A 13,153-nucleotide genomic window follows, 5' to 3' on the forward strand; every position below is an offset into this window, starting at 1 on the left:
ACCCGTGGATGTTTCCTCGCTGACCGCCATCGACGTGCACACCCACGTCGAGCAGGACGGGCACGGCTGTTTCGCCCTCGACCAGGAGCTGCTCGACGCCTCGGCCAAGTACTTCCGCGCCGGCCAGGACCGCACCCCGACGGTGACCGCCATCGCCGAGCACTACCGGGCGCGCAACATGGCCGCCGTCGTCTTCACCGTCGAGGCGCCGGCCGCGACCGGGCACCCCGCGCTCTCGAGCGAAGAAATCGCCGACGCCGCCGCCGAGCACGCGGACGTGCTCATCCCGTTCGGGTCGGTCGACCCGCACGCCGGCAAGGCCGCCGTGCTGCGCGCGCGGCGGCTCGTCGCCGAGCACGGGGTCCGCGGCTTCAAGTTCCACCCGAGCCTGCAGGCGTTCGAGCCGAACGACGTCCGCTTCTACCCGCTGTACGAGGCGATCCAGGAGCTGGGCGTGCCGGCGCTGTTCCACACCGGCCAGACCGGGATCGGCGCGGGGCTGCCGGGCGGGCACGGCATCAAGCTGCGCTACTCGAACCCGATGCTGCTCGACGACGTCGCCGCCGACTTCCCGGGCCTGACGATCATCCTCGCGCACCCGTCGGTGCCGTGGCAGGACGAAGCGATCTCGGTCGCGACGCACAAGGCGAACGTGTACATCGACCTGTCCGGCTGGTCGCCGAAGTACTTCCCGCCGCAGCTGGTCCGCGCGGCGAACTCGCTGCTCAAGCGCAAGGTGCTGTTCGGCTCCGACTTCCCCGTGCTCACCCCCGACCGCTGGCTCGCCGACTTCGCCGCCCTCGACATCAAAGACGACGTGCGGCCGCTGATCCTCAAGGAAAACGCCATCCGGGTACTCGGGCTCGGCTGAACGTTTGTCCGCTCCGTCCCCGGGCATCCGCTTGGCCGATGCTCGGGAACGGGAGGCGGTCGTCGTGGCCGAGGGTGACGTGCACACCTACTTCGAGGACGGGCTGTGGAAGAACCGTGTCGAGGGCGGGAGCCGGGCTTCCAACACCTCGCCGCGGCGCACCGACGCCGTGCTGGCGGGCCGGCTGATCGCGAAGAAGCGGCACGTCGGGCACGTGGTGCACACGCCGGAGGGCGACATCGAGACCGAGCGCGACTACCGGCCGCGGCTCAAGCGTCCACAGTAGACGCCCCGGCGGGTCTCAGCGCCGCCGCAGCACCGCCCACACGGTCTTGCCGCCGGAGCGGCAGGGGCTGCTGCCCCACGTCTTGGCCACCTTGGCGACCATCCGCAGGCCCAGTCCCGCCTCGACGACGTCGAGCCCTTCCCGCAGCACGGCGGGACGCGGGCTGTCGTCGGCCACCTCGACGGCCAGCGCCCGGCGACGCAGCTCCAGCCGCAGCCGGGGCACGGAATCGGTGTGCCGCAAGGCGTTCTCCACGAATTCGGTGGCGACCAGCTCGGCGTCCTCGGCCAGCTCGGGCACGCACCACCCGGCGCAGGTCTCCCGGACGAACTCCCGGGCGCACGCCGAGGTGCGCGACGAGCGGCCCAGTATCCGCACGGCCCGCCGCCGGGCCGGCTGGCGCAGCGCGGCCCGGGCCGCGTTCGCGTCGGCGTAGACGGGCACCCGGCGGTCCACCGCGCTCGCGGCCAGCACCGCGCGCTGCTCGGGACGGCTCGTGACGAGGGCGAAGGGGACGGCCGGCCAGTCCCCGATCAGCAGCGCGACGAGCGGGAACACCTTGACCAGCGCGCGGTCCCGCAGCGCGAGGCGCTCGATGTCGACGAGGACGCCGTGCTGCGCTTCCGTCGCGAACTGGAGCAGCCCGTCGCGGAGTTTCGGATACGTCGTCCGGTCGAGCACGCCGACCACCGAAGCCGTCTCCGGTTCCCCGTGCCGGGGAACGAGCCACACCGAATTGTGCCGGGCGAGCACGCCGACCACCTCCTGCCGCGATCCGAAGATCGGATATCCGGAAGCGAAGTTCTCAAACGACGGGTTTCCCGGTTGACGCCGGCCGCGCGGGGAACCCCGGCGTACCGGAAAGGAGACGATCTTGTTCCGTCACACGAAGCTGCTGCAGTTCGAAGCCAAGCCGGAGAAGCCGGACCCCGTCTACGCGCACAAGCTCCAGGAACTCATCGGGGGCGCCTTCGGCGAGATGACGGTGACGATGCAGTACCTGTTCCAGGGCTGGAACTGCCGCATCGAAGGCAAGTACAAGGACCTCATCATGGACACCGCGACCGAGGAGATCGGGCACGTCGAAATGCTCGCCACCATGGTCGCCCGCCTCCTCGAAGGCGCACCGGCCACGGCCACGGCGGAAGCGGTGAAGGACCCGGTGATGGCGGCGGTGCTCGGCGGGATGGACCCGCAGCAGGCGATCGTCGGCGGCGGCGGGGCGCTGCCCGCGGACAGCAACGGCACCCCGTGGAACGGCAAGTACATCGTCGCCTCCGGCAACCTGCTCGCCGACTTCCGCGCCAACGCCGCCGCCGAGGCGCAAGGCCGCCTGCAGACCGCCCGGCTCTACAACATGACCGACGACCCGGGTGTCAAGGCGATGCTCAAGTTCAACCTCGCCCGCGACACCGTGCACCAGCGGCAGTGGCTCGCCGCGATCGAAGAACTCGAGGCCGACGGGCTCGAAGGGCCGATCGCGCCGAGCGCGTTGTTCGACGAAGAAGACCAGACGCACAACCGGACGATCTGGCACCTCTCCGACGGCCCGGACGGCGCCGAGGGCACCGCGTGGACCACCGGGCTCGAGTACCTCACGGACCCCGAACCGCTCGGCGGGCCGGCGACCGCGCCGGAACCCGACCCGGCGCTGTACGGGACGGCCGCCGATCGCGAAGCGCCCGGGCTCGAACCGGCGGACGGCGACGTCGAGACGTTCTACGACGGCGCGGTGTGGAAGAACAAGGTCGTCGGCAACGCGCGGGCGTCGGGCAGCGCCGAGACGAAGTCCGCGGCGGTCGCGGCGGGCCGCAAGCTGGCGATCAAGCGCGGCACGGCGCACTACATCCACACGAAGGACGGCCGCGTCGGCGAGCGGCGGAGCTACCCGCGCGCCCGCTCGTGACGCGTTCAGCCGGGCGGCATGCCGCCGTGGTCGGCGTCTTCTTCGTCGGTCGCGGCGGGCCGCGGCTCCTGGTCGCGGAACGTCGGCTCGGTGTGCTCGCCGCCGACGTCGGCGTCCTGCTCCATGCTCTCCGCGGTCACCGGGTCGATTTCGGGAGTGCTCATGGCGGTCCTCCGATCGGGCGAAACCGCGGCATACCCGCGGGCTGCCGGGTCAAACGCGGTCACGGCCGCCCGGCGCGGCTGCCCTCGTAAGCTCGCTCCCGCACCGCCGCGAGCCACTCCGGGGCCATGGTCAATCCCTCGGGCAGGTGCACCATCGGGTCGAACGCCGGCGCCGGACCACCCGCTTCCTCCAGCATGAGCACCGCGGTGTCACACCAGCGGCCGTCTTCCCGGCCGGTCCGCAGGACGAACCGCAGCGCACCCGCCTCCCGCACCGCCCGCAGCGACGCTTCGATCCGCGGCGACGTCTCCTCGGCCCACGCGCCCAGCCAGATCAGCCGGTCGGCACGCCGGTAAGGCACGAGGCTGGTGTACGCGCCGCGCGTCCAGGAGGTGGCCGGGCGGGGCAGCATCCGGCCGATGTGCCCGCTGCCCGCCGTGGTCAGGGTGATGTCCCAGGGGCCGCCGTCCCCGGCCCGGATGTCTTTCGGGGGTGGCGGAGCCCCCGGCCCGGGGCGAAGCCCCGGTTGTTCCCGATGCCTTTCGGGGGTCCGGGTGGCGGAGCCCCCGGCCCCGGGGTGGAGCCCCGGTTGCGGCAGCAGGCGGATCGCCAGGCCCAGCGCGTCCGGCAGCCGTCCCGGGGTGCCCGCGCCCTTGGACAGCCGCGCGACGACCGGCACCGGCCCCGGTGGCCACGGCAGGTCGTCGTCGAGCGGGCTCAGCTCGCCGCGCAGCACCAGCCCGGCGGGGTGGAACGCCCGGGCGTGCCGCAGCGCGGCGAGCCCGCGGAAGCCCGCCGCGACCAGGCCGGTCAACGGTCTTCGGTCGCTTCGCGCTCGGCCTCGTCGCGCTGGGCGTCCGGCTCCAGCCCGTCGGTGCCGCTGAGCTCGCGGTCCAGCTCGGTGGCGGCTTCGCGGTCGTCCGGCGTGGTCATGATTGCTTCCTCCCGATCCGGGGAACTCCGTTCTGTCCCCGGCGATACCCGCGCCGGGCACCGGGAAACGTGAGGAGACCACCATCGCCACCGCGGTCCTGTTCGACGTCGACGGCACGCTCGTCGACTCCAACTACCTCCACGTCCACGCCTGGCGGCGGGCGTTCCACGAGCTCGGCCGGAACGTCGACTCCTGGCGCGTGCACCGGGCCATCGGCAAGGGCTCGGGCAAGCTGCTGGCCACCCTGCTGGGCGACGAAGACGCCGGCCGCGTCGGCGACGAGGCGAAGGAGCTGCACAGCCGCTACTACCTCGAGACGGCGGAGCTGCTGCGGCCGTTCGACCAGGCGCCGCAGCTGGTGCGGGCGCTCGACGCGAAGGGCGTGCGGGTGGTCCTGGCGACGTCGGCGGGTCCGGACGAGCTGGACGTGCTGCGGCGCGTGCTCGGTGTGGACGACGTGATCAAGGAGATCGTCGCCGGTGCCGACGTCGAGGCGACGAAGCCGGATCCGGAGCCGGTGCAGGTCGCGCTGGAGAAGGCGGGCACGACCCCGGAGAACACGTTCTTCGTGGGCGACGCGGTCTGGGACGTCAAGGCCGCGACGAAGGCCGGCGTGCGCACGATCGCGGTGCTGTCGGGCGGGGTCGGCGAGGCGGAGCTGAAGGACGCGGGCGCGATCGCCGTGTACGAGGACGTCGCGGCCCTGCTCGCCGACCTGGAGGGCAGCCCGCTCAGCGAGCTGTTCGGCGGATGAGCGACAAGGCCGCCGAGTTGGCGGCGAAGGCGGAGCAGATCGCCGGGCAGGCCACCGGCAAGGAGGACTGGGTGGCTGAGGGCAAGGCGGGCCGGCGCGAGCCGGACGAGGTCAGCCGGCCTTCCGGGCCACCAGCCGCTCCACCAGACCGAGCTTGAACCGCTCCCGCCGTTCCACCGTCAGCCCGAGCGCCTCCACCAGCTCGAGCGGACGCCGCCGGAAGTGCTCGCCGGCCAGCGGGACGCTGGCCAGCTCCACCAGCCACTGCGCGGCCCGCACGAGCCGCGACGACCCGGCGACGTGGTCGACGAGGACGAGCCGCCCGCCGGGGCGCAGAACCCGCGCCATCTCGGCCACCGCCGCCGCGGGGTCCGGGATCGCGCAGAGGCCGAACGTGCAGACCACCGTGTCGAACGACGCGTCCGGGAACGGCAGTTCGTGCGCGCTGCCCTGCTGCAGCGTCACGTCGCGGCCGAGCTGCCGGGCCCGTTCGCGCGCGACGCCGAGCATGCCGGAGCTGAGGTCGAGCCCGGTGAGCGTCACGCCGGCGGGGTACCAGGGCAGGTTGAGCCCGGTCCCGACGGCGACCTCCAGCACGGCACCGGACGCCTGCCCGCACGCCCACTGCCGCGAGTCGCCGAAGAGGCGGCGGTCCCAGAAGCCCATCTCCGCGTCGTAGGTCGCCGACTTGCGGTCCCAGTACCGGGTCCACCGCTGCGCCTTCGTCATCGGCCCAGCCAACCACGAACCGGCCCGGGAGAACGGGCTCCCGGGCCGGTCACCGGCTCATTCGGTGCCGTCGGCCGCCGCGGCGATGACCTCGGCCACCACGTCCGGCCGCGACACGGCGACGGCGTGCGAAGCGTCCACGCGCCGGACCGTCGAGGACGCCCGCTCGGCCATGAACTCCTGCGCCGCGGCGGGGATGGCGTTGTCCTGGTTGGCGACGAGGGTCCACGACGGCAGCTTCGTCCAGGCGGGCGTGCCTTCGAACGGCGCCGCCAGCGCCTGCTGCGCGACCGGCCGCTGGGTGACGGCCATGACCGCGGCGGTGGCCGGCGGGACGTCGGCCGCGAAGACCTCGGCGAAGTTTTCCGGCTTGATCGACAGCTCCGCCTCGCCGTCGTGGACCAGGACGTTCGTGGTCTCCGGGCCGAGCTTCGCGCCCGGGTGGCGGCCGGACAGCTCGAACACGCTCTCCCCCGCCTCCGGCTGGAAGGCGGCGATGTAGACGAGTGCGCGGACGTTCGGCGTCTCGGTCGCGGCGCGGGTGATGAGCGCGCCGCCGTAGGAGTGGCCCGCCAGCACGACCGGGCCGGACACGGAGTTGACGACGGAAGCGACGTAGGCCGCGTCGGACTCGACGCCACGCAGCGGATTCGCCACCGCGACGACCGGGAAGCCCTGCTCCTGCAGCTTCGTGACGACGCCGGTCCAGCTCGACGAGTCGGCGAACGCGCCGTGGACCAGGACGATGGTGGGCTTGCTCATGGCTGGCTCCTTCAGAGAGAACGATCAGTCTTTCTGCCTCGTACTGTGGCGGTTCCGGGTCGCCGTGGCAATGTGACGAAGCCCGTCTGGCAGAACGATCAGTCTTTCTCTATGCTGGGCAGATGAAGTCTGCCGAGATGCACCCGAAGGACCGGTTGCTGGAGACCGCGTCCCGGCTGTTCTACGCGGAGGGCATCCACGCGGTCGGGGTCGAGCGCCTGGTGTCGGAGGCGGCCGTGACCAGGGCGACGTTCTACCGGCACTACCCCACGAAGGACGATTTGGTGGCGGCGTACCTGGCGGAGACGAGCCGCCGCATCCGCGTGGCGGTGGACGCGGCCCGCGCGGGCAAGCCACCGCGCGAGGCACTGGCGGCGGCGCTGGCGGTGGTGGGCGACGCGACGTGCGGCGAAGACTTCCGCGGCTGCCAGTTCCTCAACGCGGCCGCGGAGTACCCGGACCCGGACCACGGGGTCCGCCGGGTGATCGACGACCACCGCCGGTGGTTTTTCGAGGTGCTCAGAGCCGAGGCGGCGGCAGCGGGCCACGAGGACCCGGAGTACGTGGCAAGGGTCCTGGTCCTCCTCCGCGACGGCGCCCTCCACGGCGGCGAACTCGACGACGCGGAGACGGTCCGCACCACGCTGCGGCGCGCGGTGGAGGACTTCTTCCCCGCTTGACGGGCCGACCGGCCCGTCAAGCGGGGACCCAAGCCCCGATCCGGCGGCGAATCGACCGGCGCCGCCACATGGCTCGGCCCGCCGCGGGCCCCCGAGCGCCGGATCCGCCGCCACCTGCCCATCGCACTCCGCGGCGGCCGCGTGCCGAACTCGCGGCCCACCGTCTCGAAGCGACCGAGCTCACCCCCGCCGTTCCCCGCCCGAACCGCCGCCACCTGCCGTGCTGGAATGGGGCGTGCCGTCCGATGCCCGCGAAGAACCGCTCCCCCGCGTCGTCCGGCCGCGCTCTCTGCTCTTCGCCCTGCCCGCCGCCGGGCGGCGGTGGAGTGCCGGGCTCCGGGCCGCCGTCGCCGTCGCCCTTCCCGGGACCCTCGTCCTCCTCTCCGGCCACGCCGGCGCCGCCCTCTTCGTCACCTTCGGCTCCTTCGCCGTCCTCTACGGCGAAGGCCGCCCCTACCGGGTTCGCGCCCGGGTCGTCCTGACCGCCGGTGCCGCCCTCCTGCTCTCCGCCGGGCTCGGGACGGCCGTCGGCACCCTCGGGGCCGGCAAGCCGGCCGTCGTCCTCGTGGTCACCGTCGTCGCGGTCCTCGCCGTCTACACCGTCGACGCGCTGCGGCTCGGGCCGCCCGGCGCGCTGTTCTTCGCCCTCGCCTGCGGCGGTGCCCTGGTCGCCACCGAGGCCGGCGCCGATCCGCTGTCCCTGCTCGCCTGCACCGCGCTCGGCGCCGTCTCGTCGGCCGTCGTGTCGATGGCCGGCGTCGTCGCCGACCGGGACAAGCCCGAGCGCGTCGCCGTCCAGCGGGCGGTCCGCGCGGTCGACACCTTCCTCGGCCACGCCGGAACGGAGACCCGGCACGCGGCCAGCTCGGCACTCTCCGCGGCCTGGAACGCGGTCCACGACGCCGGCCGGAAACCGGGCTCGGAACCGGCGACCACGCTCATCGCCGCCCACCGGCGCTTCGTGGCCGCGGCCGGCGACGCGTCCCCGGGTGACGCCTTGCCCCTCCCCCGCCCCGGCGTCGGCTACCGGCTGCGACGGTCGGCGTCCCTCCGCTCGCACGCGATGGTGACCGCGCTGCGCGTGGGTGTCACGTGCGTGGCCGCCGGGTCGCTGAGCGCGTCGCTCGGGCTGACGCGTCCACATTGGGCGGTCCTCAGCGCGCTCGTGGTCCTGCAGCAGGGCACCGACCGGGTCCGCGCCAACGTCCGCGGGCTGCAACGGTTCGCCGGGACCGCCGTCGGGCTGGGGCTGTTCGCGGCGCTGTCCGCGTTTTCGCCGGCGGGCTTTGCGCTCGTCGCCGCGGTGGCCGCGCTGCAGTTCTGCATCGAGCTGTTCGTCCCGCGCAACTACGCCGTGGCCGTCGTGTTCATCACGCCGGTGGCGCTGCTCGCCGGCGGCGCCGCGGCGACCGGCGCGATCGGCCCGGTGATCCGCGACCGGCTCGCCGAGACGGCGGTCGGTGTCGCGCTCGCGTTCCTGTCGCTGTACCTGCTCGCGCCGCACGCCCACCGCCGGACGTTCCACTGGACCGAAGCCCGCGTCCGCGCCGCCGCCCGGCAGGTGCTCGTGAGTGCCCCGGCGATGGCCCCGCGCCGCGACCTGCAGTTCGAGCTCGAAGGCACGACCCGCGCGGCGGTCGACTCGGCGCACAACGACCTCGCCTGGACGCGGCGGCACTGGCCGGCCCACGCGGAGCTCGTCCACCTCGGCTACGACCTGCTCGCCGCCTGCTGGGCGACCGCGCCCGGTGACCGGCTCGCCGGCGCGCAGCGGTGGGAACAGGCGTTCCGCGCGCTTTCACCTGCGGAAACCCAGCAGAACTAGGCCGAACGGGTTACCTTCGAGAGGCACGGTAGGTGACGGAGGTCCGGCATGGCTGCTCACGACGCGTCCGGCGTCCCGGCGTGGGTGGAGCCGATGCTGGCCAAGGCCGACGGCGGACGGCTGCGCAGCGGCCCCGAGTGGGCGTACGAGTACAAACTGGACGGCTACCGCGCGGCCATGCGGATCGCCCCGGACGGCACCACCGTGCTCACCAGCCGCAACAACATCGACTTCACCGCCGAGTTCGCCGAGCTCGCCGGGGTGCTCGCGCCCGCGCTGGACGGCCGGGCCGCCTACCTCGACGGCGAGATCGTCACCTACGGCGAGGACGGCCGGATCGACTTCGAGCTCATGCAGGAACGCCGGGGCCGCTGGGTCCGGCACCAGAGCGGGCCGAAAGGGCGGAAGTTCACCGACGTCCCGGTCCGGTTCCTCGCCTTCGACCTGCTCCGGCTCGGCGACCGCAGCCTCCTGAGCACGCCGTACGACGAACGCCGCCGGCTGCTGACGGGCCTGCCGATGCCCGATCCGTACCGCGTCTCGGTGGTCCGCGCGGTCACGTTCGAAGAGCTCGCCGCCGACCGCCGCACGCCCGCAGACTTCCTCGCGCACGCCGCGTCGGCCGGCTACGAGGGTGTCGTCGCGAAGCTGCGCAGCTCGGCGTACGTGCCGGGACAGCGGCCGGACTCGTGGCTCAAGCACCCGCTGATCCGCACCCAGGAGGTCCTCGTCTGCGGCTGGCGGCCGGGCCAGCGCAGCTTCACCGGCACGCTCGGCGGCCTCCTGCTCGGCGCCCACGACCCGGACACCGGCGACCTCGTCTACATCGGCGACGTCGGCACGGGCTTCAGCCAGGCCGCCCGCGCCGACCTGATGGCCCAGCTCGAGCCGCTCGCCCGACGCACCCACCCGTTCGTGAAGACGCCGCCGCGTGAGGACACGGTCCGTGCCCGGTGGGTCGAGCCGCGTCTGGTCGGCGAGATCGTGTACCGGCAGTTCACCCGCGCGGGCCGCGTCCGCCACACGGCCTGGCGCGGCCTGCGCGCGGACAAGAAACCGGCGGACGTCGTGGCGCCACGCGCGGCACCACCGGAGCCGCCCGCACCGCCTCGCCCGGAGCCGTCCGGCGGCCGGATCACCGTGCAGGCCGGCGACCGGCGGCTCACGCTGTCCAATCTGGACAAGGTGCTCTATCCGGCGGACGGGTTCACGAAGGGCGAGGTGATCAACTACTACTCGCGGGTCGCGCCGGTCCTGCTGCCGCATCTGGCGGGCCGCCCGGTGACGTTCATCCGCTACCCCAACGGCGTCGGCGGCGAAAAGTGGTTCGAGAAGAACGTCCCGAACGGCGCCCCGCCGTGGCTGCGGACGGTCCGGCTGCCGAGCACCGGCTCCCGCGGCAGCGGCGACACGATCGACTACCCGCTCCTCGACGACCTGCCCGCTTTGGTGTGGGCGGCGAACATGGCGGCCCTGGAGCTGCACGTTCCACAGTGGACGGTCTCCGGCGCGACGCGGCAGCCCCCGGACCGCCTGGTGTTCGACCTGGACCCGGGCCCGGGCACGACGATCGTCGACTGCGCGCGCGTCGCCGAACGGCTGTACGACGTCCTGACTGCCGACGGCCTGACGCCGTACGCCAAGACATCGGGATCGAAGGGGATGCAGCTCTACTGTGGAATCGAAACGGACGACCCGGCGGCACCGTCGGCGTACGCGAAGCGGCTGGCGCAGCGACTGGCGCGGGAGACGCCCGCCTCGGTGACGGCGGTGATGGCGAAGGCGCAGCGTACGGGCCGGGTGTTCATCGACTGGAGCCAGAACAACCCGGCGAAGACGACGGTGGCCCCGTATTCGCTGCGCGGCCGCGACCACCCGACGGTGTCGACGCCCGTCACGTGGGAGGAGGTCCGCGCGTGCCGCCACGTGAACCACCTGACGTTCACGGCCGAGGAGGTCCTGGACCGCGTGGACGAGCACGGTGACCTCCTCGTGGGGCTGGCCGAGGAGCGCGCGCCGTTGCCCTAGTGTCGCTTGAGGACGCGCTTGGCCTTACCGGCGAGTCCTCGCAGCGCCGCGAGACGGCCTTGAGGTTTGGGTTCCTCTTCGCGGGAGGCCGATGTTTCCGGGGTTTCCGGGGTTTCCTCGGCCCGCTGGGCTCGGGGCGCGGGGATTTCCCCGGCGATGGAGCCGGAGGCCGGGTCCTCGGCAAGCGGTTCGGCACTCCGGACGGGCGCAGCGGCTTGGGTGGGCGCGGCGGCGGACCGGGTGGGCGCGGCGGCGGCCTGGGTCGGCGCGGCGGTAGGCCGGGCGGCGGTGCCCGCGGCGACGGGCGAGGGCGCCGGAGCCTGCCGTGGCTGGGGAGCGAACATCGGCTGGGTTTCGGGCTGTGACTGCGTTTCCGGCTGTGACTGGGTTTCGGGCCGCCGCTGGGTTTCGGGCTGTGAGGTTTCGGGCCGCGGCTGGGTTTCGGGCCGCGGCTGGGCTTGATGCTTGGGCTGGACTTCCGGTTGCGCCCGGTGCGCCGACTGCGGCGAGGTTTCCGGCTGGAGCTGGTGCCGAGACATGGCATCCGGCTCCGCCTGGCGCTCGTGTCGAGGCCGCATGCCCTGCTGAGCATCGGTCTCCGGCTGCGGCTCGGCCCCTGGCCGAAGCCGGGCGTCCGGCTGACCCTGTACCCCCGACCGAAGCCGGGCGTCCGGCTGAGCCTGAACCTCCGGCTGGCCCTGAACCTCGGGCTGCGTCTGGCTTTCCGATCCAACCTGAGCATCGTGCTGAGCCTGAGCCGCCGACCGAAGCCGCACATCCGGCCGCGTGTGAACCTCCGACTGGAACTGCCCTTCCGGCACCGACCGCACCCCAGGCTCCACCCGCGGCTCAGCCTCACCCCGCGGCCCGGACTCACCCCGCGACTCCCCCTCCCCCCGCGGCCCACCCTCCGGCCGCCCAGGTGTCCCCAGCATCCCCGGCGTGATCGCCGGTGTCATGAGCGGTGTGTGGGCCGCGTCGGCGTTGGGCCTGGCCGGCTCGCGCGCCACCGGGTACCGCTCCAGCGGATCCGTCTCCGCCGCTGTCCGGCTCCGCAGCAGGCCGCAGCATCCGAGCAGGCCGAGCAAGCCGACCAGACCCCAAAACACCGTCATGACCGTCCTCCCTTTCCGTGCTCCCCGTCGCGGGTAACCCGCGCCCGGCACGCCAACCGGAGCCTTACCCTTGTGGGTGACGTCAGCCCAGCCGCGGCGCGTCGTTCGGGAACGAGATCGGCAGCTCGTACAGCCCGCGCGCGGTGCGGCCGCCGCCGAGCCAGCCGTGGAAGTAGATGTGGCCGTCCACCACGTCCGCGCCGCCCGGGGCGTCCACCTTTCCGCCGAGCAGCTCCGTCGACAGGAACTGGGCGTCCGCCTTCACGTACGGGCCGGCCACCGTCGGCGCCGACGCGTAGCACGTGTGGTAACCCGAACTCTGGAACGTGTCCGCCGAGTAGAACAGCAGGTAGCGGTTCGCCGTCTTCACCACCGACGGCGCCTCGACGACCGACTTCTCCGCCGTGAGGTCCGCGCGGAGCAACTCCGTGCGCGCGCCCGCCGGCGTCCGGCCGTCGGCCTGCAGCTTCTGCAGCCAGATCGCCGCCGGCGGACCCGTCGCGGCGCCGTCGCTCTTGTAGAACAGGTAACGGGTTCCGTCCGCGTCGACGAACGTCTGCGGGTCGATGTCGCCGTGGTCCTCCGGGACGCAGATCAGCGGACGGTCGCCGACCGGCGTGTAGGGGCCTTCGGGCTTCGTGCCCGTCGCCGAGCCGATGCACATCTCCCCGCCCGCCGTCTGCGCCGCCGAAAAGTACAAGGCGAAGGTGCCGTCCGGCAGCTGCGTGACGTCCGGGGCCCAGAAACCGCCGTCCGGCTTGGCCCACGCGGGAACCGCGGCGAGGGCGTCGCCCGTGACGCGCCACGGTCCTTCCGGCGCGGCCGCGGTCGCGACCGGGATCCGCTGCGAGCCGGTACCGGTCGAAAACGCGAAGTAGCCGCCGGCGGTCTTCACGACGTCCGGATCGGGGAAGTCCTGGTTGATGAGCAGCCGCGGCTCGCTGGCGGCCGCCGCTTCCGGGCAGGCGGCGAAGGCGATCACGAGGGCGATGACGGGAGCGAGCACGAGTTTTTTGACGCTCATAGGCGATTCTGATGACACTTTCGCGTGGTCGGCAACGGGAGCCGGGCGTGGTCACCGGGAAGCGTGGACTTGCC

Annotated in this window: 15 protein-coding genes and 1 pseudogene; 8 read left to right on the forward strand and 8 right to left on the reverse strand. The window is 73.1% G+C overall.

Features of this window, described 5'->3' with window-relative positions; all coding sequences use genetic code 11:
- The first annotated feature begins 4 nt into the window (after nt 1-4).
- Complete coding sequence (gene couO / locus BT341_RS30910; protein ID WP_072479619.1) at nt 5-871, forward strand: 4-hydroxyphenyl-beta-ketoacyl-CoA hydrolase; 867 nt, start codon at nt 5-7, stop codon at nt 869-871.
- 64 nt (nt 872-935) lie between these two features.
- Nucleotides 936-1,157 carry a DUF2188 domain-containing protein gene (locus BT341_RS30915; protein ID WP_072479620.1) on the forward strand — a complete coding sequence of 74 codons (222 nt, stop codon included), beginning with the start codon at nt 936-938 and terminating at the stop codon, nt 1,155-1,157.
- A gap of 15 nt (nt 1,158-1,172) precedes the next feature.
- Here the strand turns inward: BT341_RS30915 and BT341_RS30920 are convergent, their stop codons facing one another.
- On the reverse strand, nt 1,173-1,910 hold the full coding sequence (locus BT341_RS30920; protein ID WP_072482277.1) for an ATP-binding protein: 738 nt from the start codon (nt 1,908-1,910) through the stop codon (nt 1,173-1,175).
- Nucleotides 1,911-2,031: 121 nt separating this feature from the next.
- Between BT341_RS30920 and BT341_RS30925 the strand changes: the two are divergent.
- Both BT341_RS30925 and BT341_RS46805 read left to right on the forward strand, forming a co-directional pair.
- A pseudogene (locus tag BT341_RS30925) lies at nt 2,032-2,820 on the forward strand (manganese catalase); the annotation flags it as partial.
- A 69-nt stretch (nt 2,821-2,889) separates the two neighbouring features.
- Entirely contained in the window at nt 2,890-3,063 is a 174-nt protein-coding gene (locus tag BT341_RS46805; protein WP_245805368.1) for a DUF2188 domain-containing protein, read from the forward strand.
- A gap of 5 nt (nt 3,064-3,068) precedes the next feature.
- On the opposite strand, the gene BT341_RS45565 is transcribed toward BT341_RS46805, so the two are convergent.
- From BT341_RS45565 to BT341_RS47445, 3 genes are read right to left on the reverse strand one after another with little or no spacing between them, the layout of a single operon-like run.
- Nucleotides 3,069-3,227 (reverse strand): hypothetical protein, encoded by a 159-nt coding sequence (locus BT341_RS45565; protein WP_177328929.1) that lies wholly within the window; start codon nt 3,225-3,227, stop codon nt 3,069-3,071.
- Nucleotides 3,228-3,286: 59 nt separating this feature from the next.
- Nucleotides 3,287-4,042, reverse strand: a complete 756-nt coding sequence (locus BT341_RS30930; RefSeq protein WP_072479622.1) for a hypothetical protein — start codon at nt 4,040-4,042, stop codon at nt 3,287-3,289.
- Nucleotides 4,039-4,161: a hypothetical protein gene (locus BT341_RS47445; RefSeq protein WP_281256017.1), complete on the reverse strand. Its 123-nt coding sequence runs from the start codon at nt 4,159-4,161 to the stop codon at nt 4,039-4,041. The genes BT341_RS30930 and BT341_RS47445 overlap by 4 nt, the downstream gene beginning before the upstream one ends.
- A 2-nt stretch (nt 4,162-4,163) precedes the next feature.
- Here BT341_RS47445 and BT341_RS30935 point away from each other — a divergent pair, with 2 nt between their 5' ends.
- Nucleotides 4,164-4,916, forward strand: a complete 753-nt coding sequence (locus BT341_RS30935; protein WP_084743040.1) for an HAD family hydrolase — start codon at nt 4,164-4,166, stop codon at nt 4,914-4,916.
- 111 nt (nt 4,917-5,027) lie between these two features.
- On the opposite strand, the gene BT341_RS30940 is transcribed toward BT341_RS30935, so the two are convergent.
- Both BT341_RS30940 and BT341_RS30945 read right to left on the reverse strand, forming a co-directional pair.
- Entirely contained in the window at nt 5,028-5,645 is a 618-nt protein-coding gene (locus tag BT341_RS30940) for a class I SAM-dependent methyltransferase (protein ID WP_072479623.1), read from the reverse strand.
- Between the two features lie 57 nt (nt 5,646-5,702).
- Nucleotides 5,703-6,407 carry an alpha/beta fold hydrolase gene (locus BT341_RS30945; protein ID WP_072479624.1) on the reverse strand — a complete coding sequence of 235 codons (705 nt, stop codon included), beginning with the start codon at nt 6,405-6,407 and terminating at the stop codon, nt 5,703-5,705.
- Nucleotides 6,408-6,529: 122 nt separating this feature from the next.
- Between BT341_RS30945 and BT341_RS30950 the strand changes: the two genes are divergently transcribed.
- The 3 genes from BT341_RS30950 to ligD all read left to right on the forward strand — a co-directional run bounded on the left by BT341_RS30950 (nt 6,530) and on the right by ligD (nt 10,940).
- Nucleotides 6,530-7,087 (forward strand): TetR/AcrR family transcriptional regulator, encoded by a 558-nt coding sequence (locus BT341_RS30950; protein WP_072479625.1) that lies wholly within the window; start codon nt 6,530-6,532, stop codon nt 7,085-7,087.
- 235 nt (nt 7,088-7,322) lie between these two features.
- Nucleotides 7,323-8,912 (forward strand): FUSC family protein, encoded by a 1,590-nt coding sequence (locus BT341_RS47450; RefSeq protein WP_072482279.1) that lies wholly within the window; start codon nt 7,323-7,325, stop codon nt 8,910-8,912.
- Between the two features lie 48 nt (nt 8,913-8,960).
- Nucleotides 8,961-10,940 carry a DNA ligase D gene (gene ligD / locus BT341_RS30960; protein WP_084743041.1) on the forward strand — a complete coding sequence of 660 codons (1,980 nt, stop codon included), beginning with the start codon at nt 8,961-8,963 and terminating at the stop codon, nt 10,938-10,940.
- Here ligD and BT341_RS45570 read toward each other — a convergent pair.
- Complete coding sequence (locus BT341_RS45570) at nt 10,937-11,761, reverse strand: hypothetical protein (RefSeq protein WP_177328930.1); 825 nt, start codon at nt 11,759-11,761, stop codon at nt 10,937-10,939. The two genes, ligD and BT341_RS45570, sit on opposite strands and share 4 nt — an antisense overlap.
- Before the next feature lie 376 nt (nt 11,762-12,137).
- Nucleotides 12,138-13,079 (reverse strand): glycoside hydrolase family 43 protein, encoded by a 942-nt coding sequence (locus BT341_RS30970; protein WP_072479627.1) that lies wholly within the window; start codon nt 13,077-13,079, stop codon nt 12,138-12,140.
- Nucleotides 13,080-13,153: the final 74 nt, after the last annotated feature.

The organism is Amycolatopsis australiensis, from assembly GCF_900119165.1.
GTDB lineage: Bacteria > Actinomycetota > Actinomycetes > Mycobacteriales > Pseudonocardiaceae > Amycolatopsis > Amycolatopsis australiensis.